The following is a 16,493-nucleotide window of genomic DNA, read 5'->3' as shown; positions in this document are numbered from 1 at the left end:
GTCCACCGCCGTCAACGCGTTCCTCAGGGCGCTCGTCCGGGAGGGCGGGATGCCGTTCGAGATGAGGGTCAAGACGCCGGCGCCCGACGGGGAGACGGCGAGTTAGCCGGCAGGTCGGCATGTCAATCCTGGTCTAACAGAGCCTTATTTAATCCCCGTCCCAGAAAAATCACCGGTGGTTGACCGGAGCGCCGCAGTTTTGGCAGAAGGATGCGTTTGCTTCCAACATTGAGCCACACTGTGCGCAAAAATGAGCGGGCTCAACTGGCTGAGCATCATCGACCATGGTTGACACCTGCTGCGCCGGCGGGACCTGCTGCGCCGGAGGCATTTGCTGGTATGGATTGGACTGCGGAGGCTGAGGTTTATTCGACGATTCCTTGTTCAAGATAACAGCAAAGGCGACAGCCGCGACACCACCGAATACAACGAGCAAAACGAGAAGATCGGATACCCTAAGGCCTATCATCGCAAATCAGCTCCCCATGTTGCGAAAGATGACGGATGCCGAAATTTTATCGCCGCGCCGCAAGCCCCTCCTAGTGCGCAACACCCATCCACCCTGCATGATTTTCTGGGGCGGGGATCAAAATCATTGGGGAATGGTCTGTGGCAAGCGGGGGTCTTCGGGGTATAAGACGGCTAATTGTATGCCGCCCTATGAAAGGAACCCTTATGCCCAGCGTTGCCGTTCTTGCCGCCGATGGCTTTGAAACGATTGAATGCCTGACCATGGTCGATGTCATGCGTCGCGGCGGCGTGCGCGCCACGCTCGTCTCGATTATGCCTACGCGTGAGGTCGTGAGCTCGCTGCAGATTCCCGTGACCTGCGATGCGCTCTTTGACGAAATTAACTTTGACGAGTATGACTGCGTCGTGCTGCCCGGCGGTCTGCCCGGTGCCACCAACCTGCGTGCCGACCAGCGCGTCTGCGACGTAGTCTGCGAGTTCGCCGCGACCAAGCATGTTGCCGCCATCTGTGCCGCCCCATTTATCCTGGGCGAGCTTGATCTGCTCGAGGGACGCCACGCCACGTGCTTCCCCGGCTTTGAGAAGAGCTTCCCCGAGGGCGCCTATACCGGCGACAAGGTCACGCACGACGGCAACATCATCACCGCCAGCGGCATGGCCCAGTCGCTCCCCTTTGCCCTCGAGCTGCTGCGTACGCTCGCCGGCGACAAGGCTGTCGAGAAGGTTGCCGAGGGCATTCAGCTATGATTTTGGCTTCGCAATCACCGCGCCGCATCGAGTTAATGCGCGAAGCGGGCTACGACATCCGCGTCATTCCTGCCGACATCGACGAGACTCCTTTTGATGACGAGGCACCGCTTACGCTTGTCGAGCGCTTAGCTCGCGCGAAGGCTGCCGCCGTTGCCACCGAGCACGCCGAACCCAGTGAGCTGACCATCGCGGCCGACACCATCGTCACCTTCGATGGCAAGATTTTGGGTAAGCCAGCAAACGAGGACGAAGCCCGCACCATGCTCCACGAGCTCTCGGGGCGCACGCACCAGGTCGCAACCGGCGTCTGCATCGTTAGAGCCGGGGACGCCACAGCCCCGCACGCCGCCGAGAGCCTGTCGTTTGTCGATGTGACCGATGTGACGTTCTATGAGCTCACCGACGAGCAGATTGAGCGCTACGTCGCCTCGGGCGAGCCCATGGACAAAGCCGGCGCCTACGGCATCCAGGGCGTTGGCGGGCGCATGCTCGTGCATGATATTTCGGGCGACTTCTACAACGTGGTGGGCCTGCCCATCGCTCGCGTCGCGCGCGCGATTCAAAAAGTATCGTAATTGCATCTGGCGCTGGGTATCCCCCAGCGCCTACAATTTTGGCGTACCGTACGGATCCCGACCGGGCATAAGGCCCGGCGGAAAACCGATAGGAGTAAAACATGGATACACTGCTTGAGGCCATTGACGTTTGCGATGTCGATGGCTTTTGCTTTGGCAACTATACGGACGAGGAGGCCGGCACCGGTTGCACCGTAATCGTGGCACCCGAGGGCGCCACCGGCGGTGTTGACGTTCGCGGCGGTGCCCCGGCATCGCGCGAGACCGACCTGCTGCGTCCCGAGAACACCGTGGACAAGGTCCACGCCGTCTGCCTTTCGGGTGGATCGGCCTTTGGTCTGGAGGCCGCAAGCGGCGTCGCCCGCGAGCTCGAGAGCCGCGGCATCGGCCTTCCCGTCGGCCCCACGCAGGTGCCCATCGTGTGCTCCAGCTGCATCTTCGACCTCGCCTTTGGCGACCCCACCGTACACCCCGACATCGAGGCCGGCATCTCCGCCGTGCGCGAGGCGCTCGACAACACCCCCACCACGCTCGAGCAAGGCAATGTAGGTGCCGGCACCGGTGCCACCGTGGGCAAGCTCATGGGCCCCGCCACCTGCATGAAGGCCGGCCTAGGCGCTGCCGCCGTGGCACTCGGCCCTGTTAAGGTGGGTGCCGTGGTCTCGGTCAACGCCTGCGGCAATGTCGTCGACCCCTTCACCGGTGAATGGGTCGCTGGTATGCGTGCTGCAGCAGATAGCGACCAGATCGTCGACATGGAGCTCGCAGCCTTTGCCGCCGCCGGCTCTATGCAGATGCCGCTCGACCGCACCAACACCACCATCAGCTGCATCGTCACCAACGTTGAGCTCACCAAGGCGCAGGCCACCAAGGTCTCCCAGATGGCAGCAGATGCCTACGCGCACGCCATTCGCCCCACACACACCACCAACGACGGCGACACCATCTACACCCTCGCCAGCGGCAAACTGGGTGCCCAGGCAAGCGCCGCCGTTCCCTTGGACCTGTTGGGCATGCTCGCCGTAAGGGCTTTGCAAACCGCCATCGTAAACGGAGCCAAAACCGCCAAAACCTCCCACGGCATCCCCGGCGCCGCAAAGTAGTCCACTCGACCGTCGGTCGGAGGCGGGCGGGCGTTACGTTTGCTGCTCTACAGTCCTGGCTCGCACGAAGAGCACATTAAGTGCTCTTCGGCTCGTGCGGAACTCGCGACAAACATAACCAAGCCCCACCGGGCAACCTGCCAACCAAGTCTTTTCAGCCCAGGCCCCTGTGTACCGCGCGTCTAAGATCTTCAAATTCGACTATCTGACATAAAGCGAGACATAGCAGAGGACCCCTGGCCCTTAACTTGATACGAGTTCCGCACGCAAAGGAGGCGCCAGTGGCGCCTCCGTCTTGCGCAGGACTGTTCGAAGTAGCAAGTTAAGGGCCAGGGGTCCCCGTTACCCGAGCGTTTCTGCACTAGTTGAATTTGAAGATCTTTGAGGCAAGATGGTATAGGCCGAGTGTGGTTTTGTCTCCGGCCCGTCCACGCAGGTTGGTAAAGAATCCGACCACGCCGTAGCGAGCGCGACGATACATGCGCTCGTCGTACTCTTTCAGGTCCTTCCACAGCGTCTTCAGGCGCTCATCGGCACAATCTTCCTCGGAAAGCTTGGTGAGCACCGAGCAAATCGCCATCATCATGGTGAAGTAGCCCATCATGTACGAACGCAGGCGCGAGGACTCAACGTCCTGGTACAGGTGGAACGATTCCATCATGATGCGCGTTACGCGGAACTGTTGACCCAGGCGCTTGACCATCGTGGCCTCATTGACGCTCTGGCCCTCGCGACCGATAAAGTAGCGATAGAGGTCGATGTCGGCGTAGTACATGGTCTTGCAGCGCGGCAGCGGTACGTATGCGTAGATATTATCCACGTAGAACGTGTGTGCCGGCATAGGCAGATTGGACTCGCGCAGCACATCGGTGCGATAGCACAGGCTGTGCATGAGCAGGTTCTGATCGGGACGGAAGTGTCCGATCTGGTCCCAAGAGAAAATCTTTTTGCGCGGCAGGGCAAACTTGTAGCCAATAGCGGTATGCGTGCCCTCGTAAACCTTCTCGTACACGTAGTTCGAGATAAACAGGTCGACGCGCTGGTCGCGCTCCTCAAAGCCACGCAGAATCGACAGCATGGTCGAGAGCGCCGCACCGTCGAGCCAGTCGTCCGAGTCAACGACCTTGTAGTACGTACCATGTGCCTCGCGCAGGCCCGAGAGGACGGCGATACCGTGGCCGCCATTCTCCTGGTGCACCGCGCGGATGATTCCGGGATAACGGGCCTCCCACTCGTCGGCCTTGGCGGCTGTCTCGTCCTTAGAGCCGTCGTCCACCACGATAATCTCAATATCGGTGGCGTAATTGCTCCCCTCCAAGATGGAGGTGATGCAATGGTCCATATCCTTGGCGGCGTTATATGAGGGAATACCGAATGTTATGACTTTATGCATGGCAGGCGATAATCTCATCCGAAAGATCGAGGGCAGAATTGGTCACGGCGTCCATATCGTAGTAACGATACTCGGCCAGACGACCAACCGGGTGGAAGTTCGTCAGGTTCTGGACGCGCTCAAGGTAGCGCTCGTAGAGCTCACGGTTCTCGGGCTCCAGGATAGCGTAGTACGGCGTCTCGCCCGAGTCGGGCGTATAGGCCTTGGAGTACTCCTTCATGATGGTGGTCTTGCCGGGCAAAACCTGACCGGTCATGTTCTTGAACTCGGTGATGCGCGTATAGTCCTCGCTCGTGGTGTAGTTGACGGTGCCCACAGGCTGGAACTGGTCCATATCGAGCGTCTCGAACTTCATATCGAGCGTGCGGTACGGCAGCGCGCCCAGGTCGAGGTTGAACAGCTCGTCGAGTGGACCCGTGTAGACGATCTCGCCACCATAGACCTTGCCGTCGATCTTGACGGTGGTCTCGTCGATTTCAAAGAGGTCACGGGCGTCTACGTCACAGAATACGTCGATCAAATCGTGATCGAGCATATGCTCGAACAGCGCGGTATAGCCGTCCTGCGGCATACCCTGGAAAGGAGCCTGCGGGAAGTAGCGATCGTCATCGCCCACAAAGACGGGAACGCGGCCGGTGATCGAGGGGTCGATCTGGTCGGGCGTCTGGCCCCACTGCTTCATGGTGTAATGCAAAAAGACGTTCTCATAGACATAATCGGCGACCTCGGCAAGATTCGGGTCATTCTTCTTGCGCAGCTCCATAATGGGCACCTTGACGTCCTTGCCAAAGGTCTCCACGAGCTTCTGATACAGCTCCTCGCCGCGCTCATCGCCAAAGGCGAGCTTGAGGCTCGCATGGTTAAAGGGCACGGGCATAAGGGTGCCGTTGATGTTGGCGAGCACCTTGTGCTGGTAGTCCGTCCACTTGGTAAAGCGCGACAGGAAGTTATGGACGCGCTCGTTAAAAGTGTGATAGATGTGCGGACCGTACTCGTGGACCAGGATTCCGGCCTCGTCAGTGCAGTCATAGGCATTACCCGCGATGTGACCGCGACGCTCCAAAACGGCAACACGATAGCCGATGGTTTCGGCAAGACGGCGGGCGCAAACGGCACCGGCATAACCGGCGCCGACGACGATCATGTCATACGCACCGGCATTAAAGCCTTCAGGCAGGCCTGAGGTAATCTGCATCGATACTCCTTGTCAAAAGCCACACGCTTTTTAACTGGGCTTTTTCTCGAACATACGTCGAGACATATTTATCAGAGCGATTATAGCGCTAATGCGTCCTATAATGAGCTTGCCACACAAGGAAAGCTCAAGCACCGCGGCGAACATAATTGAAAGGTAAACCCGCTAGCAGCGGGTTTATTCGTGTACAGCCGAGGGCCTGGAGCTTAGCAAAACGCTTGTAAGGAGTAACATGAGCGATTTCCTAAACCGTATGAAGTCTGCCGCCAAGGCCGACCTTAAGACGATCGTCCTGCCCGAGGGCGAGGATCCGCGCACCATCGTCGCGGCAAACAAAATCATCGAGGAGGGCCTGGCAAAGCTCGTCATCCTGGGCAACCCCGACGAGATCGACGTTCCCGGCGCCACCATCATCGACCCGCGCAACGCCGAGAAGCACGAGGAGTACGCGCAGAAGTTTGCCGAGCTCCGCGCCAAGAAGGGCGTTACCATCGAGCAGGCTCGCGCCCAGGTGATGGACGCTACCTACTTTGGCACCATGATGGTCAAGATGGGCGACGCCGACGGCCTGGTCTCCGGTGCCTGCCACTCCACCGCCGACACCCTGCGCCCCGCGCTGCAGATCCTCAAGACCGCTCCGGGCACCAAGCTGGTTTCGGCTTTCTTCGTGATGTGCACCGACACCCCGCAGTTCGGTACCGACGGCACGCTGATCTTCGCCGACTGCGGCCTCAACATCAACCCGTCCTCTGACGAGCTCTCCGAGATCGCCATCGCCTCGGCCCACTCCTGGTCCACCTTCATGGGCAATGTTGAGCCGCATGTGGCCATGCTCTCCTACTCCACCATGGGCTCCGCCGGTGGCGAGGTCGCCAAGAAGGTCCAGGAGGCCGTGAAGTTCTGCAAGGAGAAGGCTCCCGAGCTCGCCATCGACGGCGACCTGCAGCTCGATGCCGCTATCGTCCCCACCGTCGCCCAGCTCAAGGCTCCCGGCTCCTCCGTCGCCGGTAAGGCCAACGTGCTCGTGTTCCCCGACCTCGAGGCCGGCAACATCGGCTACAAGCTGGTCCAGCGCTTCGCCGGCGCTGACGCCTATGGGCCCATCCTGCAGGGCATCGCTAAGCCGGTCAACGACCTGTCGCGCGGCTGCTCTGCCGACGACATCGTGGGTGTCGTGGCCATCACCGCCGTCCAGGCTCAGATGGCTGAGTAGCGGACGCACTCGCCCGAAGGCCGTACGGGCTAACCCCTGAAAACGTCCTCGACCAATGAAACGCCCCCGTTCTGCTCCTTCGGAGCTACGAACGGGGGCGTTTCTGGTCTGCGGAGTGTTTTCAGGGGTTAGCCCGTACGGCCTTCTACCTCTGCGTAGTAATCAGGGCATCTGGAGTGGACGGCGGCTTGGCAACGAGCTGGGGCTGAAAATCTGAATGGATGGGTGCCGTTGTTGGGAGTACAGGCGTTGCTGGCGGTGATCACTTTGGGACCGAAATGTTGGCTGCGGTTCGATGTCTGGCCATCGGAAAGCATGTCCCGGTTTGAAGGCGGATTGTGGGATGTAGCTTCCACTTGGGGGCTGTTTGGGAAACTGTGGGACGGAATTTTGCTTTATTGTGGGTCGCACTTTCCGCAACGTGCCTCAACCGGAAGGCGTGTCCCAGAATTTCAGTTTGAAATGGGATGGGGTTTCCGCTGTCCGTCTGCCAACAAAAAGGCCCCCGGAGCTGTTGCTCTGGAGGCCTTTCGTTTACATGCAAACGGGCACGCTAGTTGTTCTTGGTCAGACGCTCGACGTCGCGGGCGATCATGTATTCCTCGTCGGTGGGGATGACCATGACCGTGACGGAAGAGCCGGCGGCGCTGATGACCTGCGGGCCGTTGCCCACGGCCTCGCGGTTCTTGTTGTTGTCGATACGCACGCCCAGCCACTCAAAGCAGTCGCAGAAGGCCTTGCGGATCGACCAGTCGTTCTCGCCGATGCCGGCGGTAAAGGTGATGGTATCCACGCCCGCCATGGAGGCGATCATGGAACCGGCCTGCTGCATGGCCTTGTAGGCAAACATGTCGAAGGCGAGCAGGCAGCGCTCGTCTCCCTCGGAGGCGCGCGTACGGATGTCGCGGGCGTCGTTGGAGATACCCGAGATGGCAAGCAGACCAGACTGCTTGTTCATCATGTCATCGACTTCTTGATAGCTGTAGCCGCCCTCGCGCTGAAGGTAGCATACGGTGGCAGGGTCAATGGAACCACAACGGGTGCCCATCATCAGGCCGTCGAGCGGCGTGAGCCCCATCGTGGTGTCGCGGCAAACGCCGTCCTCAATGGCGGCGAGCGAAGCGCCGTTGCCCAGATGGCACGAAAGCAGACGGTGGCAGCACGAGCCCAGAATCTCCTTTGCCATCATCCACTCGTAGCGGTGGCTCGTACCGTGGGCGCCGTACTTGCGCACATGGTACTTGTCGCACACGTCCTTGGGCAGCGCGTAGGTGTAGGCAACCTCGGGCATGGTCATGTGGAACGAGGTGTCGAAGACGGCCACGTTGGGCAGCTCCGGATACTTCTCGCGGCAGTATTCGATTGCCGCGGCCTCGCCGTAATTGTGCAGCGGGGCGAGCGGGGCCACCTCAAGGATCTTAGCCATGACCTCGTCGTCAACGACTGCGGAATCATCGAAGTGCCAGCCGCCCTGAACGATACGGTGGCCGATGCCATCGATCGTAAAGTCGGTCTTCTCGAGCTCCTCGAGCACGCGAGCGATAGCAGAGCGATGATCGGGGAAGGGAACCTCCTCGGTCTGCTTGGCGCCACCGTTCTCGGAATGACCAAAGATACCCATGTCCGAGCCGATACGCTCGCAGTTGCCCTTGGCGAAAACCTCGCGGGTATCGGTATCCAGAAGCTGATATTTAAGGCTTGAGCTGCCGGCGTTGACAACAAGTACGTTCATGAGACTCCTTTGCAGTGCAATACGGTCGACGCAGACCTCTTAAGGCGACCGCATTTTAATAAGAAGTTATCACATCTTGATAAATAGCTATCAGGCATATCGCCCAACGAGCGCAAAAGAGGGGCTGAACGGCACTTGGTCGTCCAGCCCCTCCCCTCTTGCAATTACTTGCTGTTGACGATGCGCTCGACGTCGGAGGCGATCATGAACTCCTCATCCGTGGGGATGACGAAGATCTTGACCTTGGAATCCTTGGCGGACAGGCACCAAGCGCCGTCGCCACGCAGAGCGTTGCGGGCATGGTCCATCTTGACGCCCATAAAGGCCAGACGATCGGCCACGCCGGCGCGGACAGCCGGAGCGTGCTCGCCGATGCCGGCGGTAAAGACCAGGGTGTCCATGCCGCACATGGAAGTGGCCATCTCGGCAGCCTTGGCGGCAATCTTGTAAACGAACATATCGAAGGCGAGCTGGGCCTCGGGGTCACCGGCAGCGGCGAGCTCCTCGACGTTGCGGCAGTCGTTAGTCTTGCCACCGGTCACAGCCAAAAGGCCAGACTTCTTGTTCATCATCTCGTCGACCTCGTCGAAGGTGTAGCCACCCTCGCGCTGCAGGTAGCACACGGTAGCCGGGTCGATGGAGCCGCAGCGGGTGCCCATCATGACGCCGTCGAGCGGCGTCAAGCCCATGGTGGTGTCCATGCACTTGCCGTCCTCGATGGCGCACAGGGAAGCGCCGGAGCCGATATGGCACACGACGACCTTGCGGGCCTCGCCGTTGGTCATCTCGGCGACCTTCTTGGAGATGTAGCGATAGCTGGTGCCGTGGGCGCCGTACTTACGGATGTGCAGCTTGTCGCAAACATCCTTGGGAAGGGCGTAGGTCTTGGCGACCTCGGGCATGTTGAAGTGGAAAGCGGTGTCGTAGACCGTGACGTTGGGCAGATCGGGATACTGCTCCAGGCAGTACTCGATAACGTTGGCCTCGGGGTTGTTGTGCAGCGGCGCCAGCGGGGCGACCTCGCGAATCTTGGCAAGAACGTCCTCGTCGACGAGGGAGGAATCGCCAAAGTACCAACCGCCCTGAACGATACGGTGGCCGATGCCCTCGATCTTGACACCGTTAGCCTCGAGGTCCTTCAGGACGACCTCGATGGCGACCTTGTGGTCGGGGAACTCGATGTTCTCGGTCACCTTCTTGGAGCCATTGGCAGCATGGGTGAAGGTACCGCCGGTAAAGCAGACGCGCTCGCAGGAGCCCTTTGCGGACACCTTGTGGGACTTGGTATCGATGACCTGATACTTAAGGGTCGAAGATCCTGCGTTGACGACCAGAACGTTCATGTGTCTCCCTACTAACAGGCGGTGTGGCGCCGCCAGGTTACATACGCTTCAATAATAAACCCAAACGCCCTCGCGCTCGGGTTTATTGCGTTGATATATAAGTTATCGATGCATGCATGCTCATGGTCTTTGACTTGTAAGGCGAAATAGCGCGGGGACATACGCCAGAGAAGAAATCCCAAGCGCAACAAGCAGCACAACCCGAATACCCACAACGCTACTCAACACAGCATTGAGCAGATAGAAAAGAACGGCGCCCACCGCCACCATCTGGCTTTGAACCGAAATCAACGAACAGCGCATCGATGAATCGGCAGCATTTTGAAAAACTGAGTATTTGATTGGGGCAAACAACGTGTAAGCAACCGTCTGCAGCACATAAAACACAGGCAACAGGTCAACCGGAATAAAAGGGGTTAAAAACAAAGCAGCTAGAATGAGACGGATGATGCCGCAAATACGCGCAAAAAGCCTCTTGTCGACATGAGCAATTACGCTGGGCACGATAAACCCTATGGAGGCGGAGACAAGGAGCTGGACCGCAATGGTCATGCCCGAAGCGACGGCATGCATTCCACGGCCTGCAAGCAACAGTGAGAAGAAGTCTTCCAGAGCGACGAAGGCAAATGCCTGAGAACAGTCCATGATGAACGCTGACCGAAGAATGCCATTGCCCGCAATAGCAGCACCGATCATCTTCGGGCTAATTCCGTGCCCAGGTGTCAGCGCGGTGCCCTCTCTTCTCACCTCAGGAATACAGACAACGACAACCAATGTCAGCACCATTGCGATGATATCGACCGAAAGCCCAATGAGATACGCGCCAGCGGACGAAATGAAACCGCCCACACAAGCGGAGAGGGCATAAGACGCATAGAAGACAAATCGTTCAACGATATTAAGTCTCACGAGTTGGCCCTGAAAGACGCTATCAATGTAAATCGCTTCGATGGATCCGCTCACACATGCAACGGCAAAACCCTTGAGAGCGAACGCACCGATTAAAAGCAGAGGAGATCGGACGAGAAGCAGGGCGGCGTAGTACCCAAGCATTCCCACAATGCCAACGAGGCCGCTCGCCTTTCGTCCAAACCTATCAGCAATATAGCCAGTGGGAACTTCAAGGATGAACTTGCTCACTTGATATGCAATCATCATGCTAGAAATCGTCACCATCGAGAATCCGACGAATTCAAGGTAAACCGTCAGAAAATACATAATGGTGCTGAAGTTCGACAGAAAAACGAACGTCATATAAAGCAAAACCGTACGGTTTTTCATGCTCCGCCCTCCAAGAGTCAGCAATCTAAATCGGAATCTTGGAAAAGCATGAGGGCAAAGCTGTCAGCTATGTGTTGCAAGGCGTCAATAATCACTTGACGTCTCGAAGCCAATTAATCTCACGAAGCAAGATGACGCAATAGGTGCAGAAAAACCGTCTGGTGCCGATCGGTCCAGGAGTTTTGCCGATAGCAGAAGTAGATGGGCAAGGCTACGTCATGCGAGGCTTCAATGGAGCACTCGCTCACTTCCGATCCATCTGATGCGAGAGAGGAGCCAGAAAAACCCAATATCAATCCCCCGGCTTGAAGAAACTCAGCCTGCGCTCTGTTTCCGTATTCGACGTCGCGGAAGCGGAAATTAACCAGCTGAGCTTCGGGGCATTGATTGATTGCATTGAGACAGGGCGACAAATTAATGGGAACAGCTAACCTGCCGCCCAGTAACTCACGGACGGTCATAGCACCCACAGATTGATGACCCGCTGGGCACGAAAGAACCTTGAGCTCCTTTTCACCCAAGTATTTCGAAGAAAGGACACTGTCCCTTGGTTCCTCAAATGAGATGGCCGCATCCGAAATGCCAAGCACAAGTGATTCAAAGCATGTAGCCGTTGGCTGATGCCACACATCAAGGTGAATCTGAGGGTGCGAGCTTTCAAACGAGTCGTACCAGTTTTCGGAAAAAAGACGCCCCCGCCCGTGAAGACAGGGGACGTAAAGACGAAAGTGGCCGTCGGGCGAAACGCCACCGTTCCCCGATTGGGTGTACTTTTTGAGATCGTCGACTTGTGCCAGGATCACGCGTGCACGACGCGCAAATTCTCTGCCCGCCGGAGACAAAACAGCCTCCCCCGCCGATCGATTGAGCAAAACGATCTGATACTCAGACTCCAGTTTCTTAATTGCCGACGAGACAGCCTGTGGGCTCACGTGAACGGCGCGAGCCGCTTTGCGCACGCCGCCGTAGTTCGCTACCGCTTGAAGGTATTCGAGTTGAGAAAACTGCATAGGTTACTCCAAAGCCAGCCAAGGCGACGGGCCGTGCGTCCTCAGATGAGGTTCTCGCCCAGGTTCTTGCCGCCAAGGACGTGCATGTGGAAGTGCATGACGGTCTGGCCGGCGTTGACGCCCTTGTTGGAGATGACGCGGAAGCCGTCCTCCAGACCCTTGGCCTTGGCGACCTCCTGGATGGCGTGAGCCATGGCGCCCATGGTCTCGGCAGGTACGTTGTCGGCGATGTCGCTGTAGTGCTTCTTGGGGATCACGAGCGTGTGGACCGGCGCCTGGGGATTGAGGTCGTCGAAGGCGATGACTTGGTCGTCCTCATAGACAACAGTCGAGGGGATCTCGTGGTTGGCAATTTTGCAGAAGATGCAATCACACATGGTAGGTTCCTTTCTCACAGACCAAGGTAATTATATTTGGTCGGGATGGTTAGAACGAGAGGTTGTCGTCGGTGTTGGCGGCCTCGCCGTCGGCGAGCACGTCGTTGCCGTCGACGTCCTTCAGGAGCACCGAGACCTTCTGCTCGGCATCGGACAGGCGGGTGCGCAGGCTCTTGAGGAGCTCGACGCCGCGGGTGTAGCTCTCGAGCGACTCCTCGAGCTCCATATCGCCCGACTCCAAGCTGCGGATGATGAGCTCCAGCTCCTGCGAGGCCTGCTTGTACGTAAGCTGCTCGACCGGGGTCTTCTCTGCCATATCTGTTTCCTTTCCTAAAGGTTTATCACTATGAAATGCGGCTTACTCGACCGTATCGACCGTTGCCGCCACGTTGCCGTCTGCCATGCGCACACGAATGGCGTCGCCGGGCTTAAAGGTCTTGGCACTCGTGGCCACGCCATCATCGCTATACGCGATGGAATAGCCGCGGGCAAGCACCTTGAGCGGCGACAGGGCATCGAGCGAGGCTGCCGCACGGCCTAGGTCGGACGCGGGTTTGCCGAGCATCGTGCGCCCCTGATGCTCCAGACGGGAGCTTGCGAGCATGAGCGCATGGCGCTTGCCATCGAGCCCTGAGGTGCTTGCGATCAAGCGCTCGGGCAGACGCTCGAAGTTGGAGCGGAATGTCCCGACCGAGCGCGCTATGGCGCCGGACAGACGATCGGCCGTCAGGGCAAGCTCGGACTCGCGACGCTCGACCATAAACGTTGGATCGTTGAGGCACGGGCGGCACGCGGCCGCATCGAGCGCGTCAACCAGACGAGCCGTATAGGTGTCCCAGGCACGACGACCGCGCTGGTCGAGCATTTCCAGATCGACCTGATCCGACCCGATCATCGAAGCCATCGCGACGCCCAGACGCTGATGGCGCGTCTCGAGCACGTCGGCCAACTCCGTCATAGCCGGTGCCACCGATTCGGCCGCCGCCGTGGGCGTGGAGGCGCGACGGTCGCTCACCATGTCGCAGATCGAGGTATCGGGCTCATGGCCAATGCCGGTCACCACAGGCACGGGACAGGCTGCCACCGCACGGGCAAGCTCCTCGTCGTTAAAGGTCATGAGGTCCTCGAAGGAACCGCCGCCACGCACGAGCAAAATACAATCGGGCGCCGGCGTAATGGCAGCGGCGCGGCGCAAGCCTTCAATAAGCTCTGCCGGCGCACCCTCGCCCTGGACCTTTGCGCCCACGCAGACAAGCTCGACGAGCGGGTTGCGACGGCGCAAGGTGCGCTTGACGTCGTCGATTACGGCACCCGAAAGCGAGGTGACGACCGCCACGCGCGAGCAAAACACCGGGATGTGGCGCTTGCGCGCTTCGTCCATCAGGCCCTCGCGGCGTAGCTTTTCGGCCAACTGAGCCACCTGCTGACGCAGCAAGCCCTCCCCCGCCAGCGAGAACGAGCGGGCGACGAAGCTCATGCGACCCGTAGGCTTGTAGAGATTGAAGCTGCCTTTAAAGCTTACCTGCATGCCGTCGCGCAGATCGAAGGTGCGCTTAAGGTAGGCGCCCTTCCAGATGATGCAGTCGACGGCCGCCGAGTCGTCCTTGATTTGGAAGTAGCAGTGGCCGCTTCGGGCATTGGGACCACGAAAACCCGTGACCTCACCCAAAACGCTCAGCTGCGGAATGGCATCGAGCGCGCCGGCGGCGATCTCCACCGCTTGGCTCACGCTGAGCTCTTTGCGCTCCTGCTCGTCCGATCCGTCGAACTCGGCGGAAACGGTATTGCCGGTCAGATTCCAGCCTGCCACGCAGCCTCCTTTCGTTATCGCGCACAGAGGCTCCGGCCCCGTGCAAATTTAAGTCCAACACATAGTACAGCGCCGCGAGGACACGAATCCCCGCGGCGCCTGCCTGTCCTATTTGTTATCGGTTGGAGTTTCTGTTGTAGCGAGCCATAAGGTAGAGCAGTTGAATGATCGAAGTGAGCGCTGCGGCCACATAGGTAAGCGCAGCTGCCGTCAGCACCTTCTTGGCGCCGTTGACCTGCTTGGAACTCATGCCCGACTGCTCGATATACGCCACGGCGCGGCGACTGGCATCGATCTCGACCGGCAGCGTAACCAGCTGGAACAACACGCTAAACGAGAAGAAGACCAGCGCGAGGGTCGTGAGCCCCGCGATGTTCATGAACAGGCCCATGAGCAGCACGATCGTCCAGGTGTTCTGGGTAAAGTTGACGACGGGAACCAAAGCGGTGCGTACCTTCATCATGGCGTAGCCGCTTTGACGCTGGGCGGCATGGCCCGCCTCGTGGCAGGCGACGGCAACGCTTGCGACCGACCCGCCCGAACGGTTGACATCCGACAGATACAGGTTGTTGTCCTGCGGGTTGTAATGATCGGTGAGCTCGCCGGCGACGCCCTTGATGCCCACAGCGCTACAACCGTTGGCATCAAGCATGCGGCGAGCGACCGTGGCACCCGTATCGCCGTCCGAGCGCACCTTAGACCACGTCTTGTACGTGGAGTTGATATAGCTCTGCGCGGCAAGGCCAAGCACCGTGCAGACAAGAACAACCAGCAGGTACAGCGGGTCAATGCCAAAGCCGTATCCATAGTAATAAGGCATGCGAATTCCTCCGAATCGAGTTACACGTTGGAGGCATTCTACCCATTCGACTGACCAGCAAATCAACATCGATGTTTTGGCAATGTCAGCGAAAACGGCCGAGAGCGAGCAAGGTGACGTGAAAGAGAAGCGACGCGTACTTTGGTACGCGAGCGACGATTGAACGTCAGATTGCCGCTCTCGGCCGTTTGCAGCGTCGAGCTGTTACGCGGTTTGGTAAAACCACGTAACTATATACCTACAGCAATTCAATTTTGCCGTCCTTCACCGTCAACCCCATATTGCCCGAGAGCAAATCGTCCAAACGCGAACCCACGAGCTCAAAGCGCCAACCTTCGCGCAGGGGGCTTTGCTCGGGATGCTCGATGTAATCGGCCAGGTCATCGCGCGAGGCAATGACCGAGGTCGCCACGCCCGAGCGCTCGGCAACCAGGCGAATGAGCGCATACATCAGGTCCGTCACGCTCTCCAACTCCGGCGAAATCTGACGGTGCCCGCGCACCATGAGCGGCAGGCGATCGTGCGGGCAGCTCGCACCGCGCTTAATGGCCATGAGTGCGCCGTCCACGTCGCGCTCACCCAGCTGATCGGTGCCGCGGATGCTGCGGAACTCCTCAACGCGCACAGGATTGCGCTTGACGAGCGCCAGCAGCGTATCGTCGGACATGACCCACTTGCGCGGGATGTTGCGCCGCTCAGCGCGGTCCTCGCGCCAGGCGGCGAGCTCGCGCGCAATGCCCAGCTGATGGCGGCTGCACGAGTTGATGCGCTTGACCTTGCGGAATGCCTCATGGCGGTCGGCGCGGTAGTGCGACTCGTCGGCAAGCGGGCGCAGCTCATCGAGCACCCAATCCACACGACCCAGCTCGCGTAGGCGGCTCATCATCTCGGTATAGGCAACGATCAGATACTTGACGTCATCGATCGCGTACTCAATCTGCTTATCGGTCAGCGGGCGGCGCGACCAATCGGTCAGCGACTCGGTCTTGGGCAACGAGACGCCGCAAAACGTCTGCACGAGCGCGCCGTAGGAAATCTGCTGGCGCTCGCCCAAAAAGGCGGCGGCCACCTGCGTGTCAAAAATGGGACGCGGCAGCACGCCCACGGTATGGAGCATGACCTCCATATCCTGCGAGCAGGCGTGGAAGACCTTAGTCACGCTCTCGTCGGCCATAAGCTCGGCAAGCGGCGACAGGTCGTCGATCACCAAAGGATCGACCGCGACGCTCTCGGCAGGGGTGGCAATCTGAACCAAGCACAGGCGCGGGTGGAACGTGCGCTCGCGCAAAAACTCGGTATCGACGGCAATCGCGTCAAACTCACGGGCGCGCTGGCAAAAGTCGAGCAGAGCCTGATGTGTGGAAATGTACATATCAACCCATCGAATAAGGTTAGGCCCGAAAAACACGGGTAGGATATC

At 59.1% G+C, this 16,493-nt stretch carries 16 protein-coding genes; 4 read left to right on the top strand and 12 right to left on the bottom strand.

Annotation, left to right across the window (positions count from 1 at the left end; translation table 11 throughout):
• Window positions 1-169 precede the first annotated feature (169 nt).
• Window positions 170-286, bottom strand: coding sequence for a zinc-ribbon domain-containing protein (locus ACEXKH_RS03080; RefSeq protein WP_373573039.1), 117 nt, complete (start codon window positions 284-286; stop codon window positions 170-172).
• A gap of 389 nt (window positions 287-675) precedes the next feature.
• Here ACEXKH_RS03080 and ACEXKH_RS03075 point away from each other — a divergent pair, with 389 nt between their 5' ends.
• The 3 genes from ACEXKH_RS03075 to ACEXKH_RS03065 all read left to right on the top strand — a co-directional run bounded on the left by ACEXKH_RS03075 (window position 676) and on the right by ACEXKH_RS03065 (window position 2,899).
• Window positions 676-1,218 carry a DJ-1 family glyoxalase III gene (locus ACEXKH_RS03075; protein ID WP_118935286.1) on the top strand — a complete coding sequence of 181 codons (543 nt, stop codon included), beginning with the start codon at window positions 676-678 and terminating at the stop codon, window positions 1,216-1,218.
• Window positions 1,215-1,796 carry a Maf family protein gene (locus ACEXKH_RS03070; protein ID WP_373573038.1) on the top strand — a complete coding sequence of 194 codons (582 nt, stop codon included), beginning with the start codon at window positions 1,215-1,217 and terminating at the stop codon, window positions 1,794-1,796. The genes ACEXKH_RS03075 and ACEXKH_RS03070 overlap by 4 nt, the downstream gene beginning before the upstream one ends.
• A gap of 101 nt (window positions 1,797-1,897) precedes the next feature.
• Entirely contained in the window at window positions 1,898-2,899 is a 1,002-nt protein-coding gene (locus ACEXKH_RS03065; RefSeq protein ID WP_373573037.1) for a P1 family peptidase, read from the top strand.
• Window positions 2,900-3,260: 361 nt separating this feature from the next.
• On the opposite strand, the gene ACEXKH_RS03060 is transcribed toward ACEXKH_RS03065, so the two are convergent.
• Together ACEXKH_RS03060 and glf are read right to left on the bottom strand one after the other, a co-directional pair.
• Complete coding sequence (locus ACEXKH_RS03060; protein WP_161161087.1) at window positions 3,261-4,292, bottom strand: glycosyltransferase family 2 protein; 1,032 nt, start codon at window positions 4,290-4,292, stop codon at window positions 3,261-3,263.
• Window positions 4,285-5,487, bottom strand: coding sequence for a UDP-galactopyranose mutase (glf, locus tag ACEXKH_RS03055; RefSeq protein ID WP_373573036.1), 1,203 nt, complete (start codon window positions 5,485-5,487; stop codon window positions 4,285-4,287). Before glf ends, ACEXKH_RS03060 begins: the two co-directional genes overlap by 8 nt.
• Window positions 5,488-5,719: 232 nt before the next feature.
• On the opposite strand from glf, the gene pta reads away from it, so the two are divergent.
• Window positions 5,720-6,700 carry a phosphate acetyltransferase gene (gene pta / locus ACEXKH_RS03050; RefSeq protein WP_373573035.1) on the top strand — a complete coding sequence of 327 codons (981 nt, stop codon included), beginning with the start codon at window positions 5,720-5,722 and terminating at the stop codon, window positions 6,698-6,700.
• A gap of 553 nt (window positions 6,701-7,253) precedes the next feature.
• Here pta and ACEXKH_RS03045 read toward each other — a convergent pair.
• From ACEXKH_RS03045 to rnd, 9 genes are all read right to left on the bottom strand, one after another.
• Window positions 7,254-8,432: an acetate/propionate family kinase gene (locus ACEXKH_RS03045; RefSeq protein ID WP_373573034.1), complete on the bottom strand. Its 1,179-nt coding sequence runs from the start codon at window positions 8,430-8,432 to the stop codon at window positions 7,254-7,256.
• Window positions 8,433-8,596: 164 nt separating this feature from the next.
• Window positions 8,597-9,775 carry an acetate/propionate family kinase gene (locus tag ACEXKH_RS03040; RefSeq protein ID WP_154517274.1) on the bottom strand — a complete coding sequence of 393 codons (1,179 nt, stop codon included), beginning with the start codon at window positions 9,773-9,775 and terminating at the stop codon, window positions 8,597-8,599.
• 120 nt (window positions 9,776-9,895) lie between these two features.
• On the bottom strand, window positions 9,896-11,056 hold the full coding sequence (locus ACEXKH_RS03035) for an MFS transporter (protein WP_373573033.1): 1,161 nt from the start codon (window positions 11,054-11,056) through the stop codon (window positions 9,896-9,898).
• Between the two features lie 119 nt (window positions 11,057-11,175).
• Window positions 11,176-12,066 (bottom strand): LysR family transcriptional regulator, encoded by an 891-nt coding sequence (locus tag ACEXKH_RS03030; RefSeq protein WP_373573032.1) that lies wholly within the window; start codon window positions 12,064-12,066, stop codon window positions 11,176-11,178.
• Window positions 12,067-12,107: 41 nt separating this feature from the next.
• Window positions 12,108-12,443 carry a histidine triad nucleotide-binding protein gene (locus ACEXKH_RS03025; protein WP_035137921.1) on the bottom strand — a complete coding sequence of 112 codons (336 nt, stop codon included), beginning with the start codon at window positions 12,441-12,443 and terminating at the stop codon, window positions 12,108-12,110.
• A gap of 49 nt (window positions 12,444-12,492) precedes the next feature.
• On the bottom strand, window positions 12,493-12,759 hold the full coding sequence (gene xseB / locus ACEXKH_RS03020; protein ID WP_006234311.1) for an exodeoxyribonuclease VII small subunit: 267 nt from the start codon (window positions 12,757-12,759) through the stop codon (window positions 12,493-12,495).
• Window positions 12,760-12,801: 42 nt separating this feature from the next.
• On the bottom strand, window positions 12,802-14,253 hold the full coding sequence (gene xseA, locus ACEXKH_RS03015) for an exodeoxyribonuclease VII large subunit (RefSeq protein WP_373573031.1): 1,452 nt from the start codon (window positions 14,251-14,253) through the stop codon (window positions 12,802-12,804).
• A gap of 115 nt (window positions 14,254-14,368) precedes the next feature.
• The gene (locus ACEXKH_RS03010) at window positions 14,369-15,073 is read right to left on the bottom strand and encodes a zinc metallopeptidase (RefSeq protein WP_368151990.1); all 705 of its coding nucleotides are present in this window, start codon (window positions 15,071-15,073) and stop codon (window positions 14,369-14,371) included.
• Window positions 15,074-15,311: 238 nt separating this feature from the next.
• Complete coding sequence (gene rnd / locus ACEXKH_RS03005) at window positions 15,312-16,445, bottom strand: ribonuclease D (RefSeq protein ID WP_006234315.1); 1,134 nt, start codon at window positions 16,443-16,445, stop codon at window positions 15,312-15,314.
• Window positions 16,446-16,493: the final 48 nt, after the last annotated feature.

Origin of the sequence: Collinsella aerofaciens ATCC 25986 (genome assembly GCF_964259375.1) — a bacterium.
Taxonomy (GTDB): domain Bacteria; phylum Actinomycetota; class Coriobacteriia; order Coriobacteriales; family Coriobacteriaceae; genus Collinsella; species Collinsella aerofaciens_BO.
Note: the sequence above shows the minus strand (reverse complement) of the source record. Positions and strands in the feature narration are given on the sequence as shown.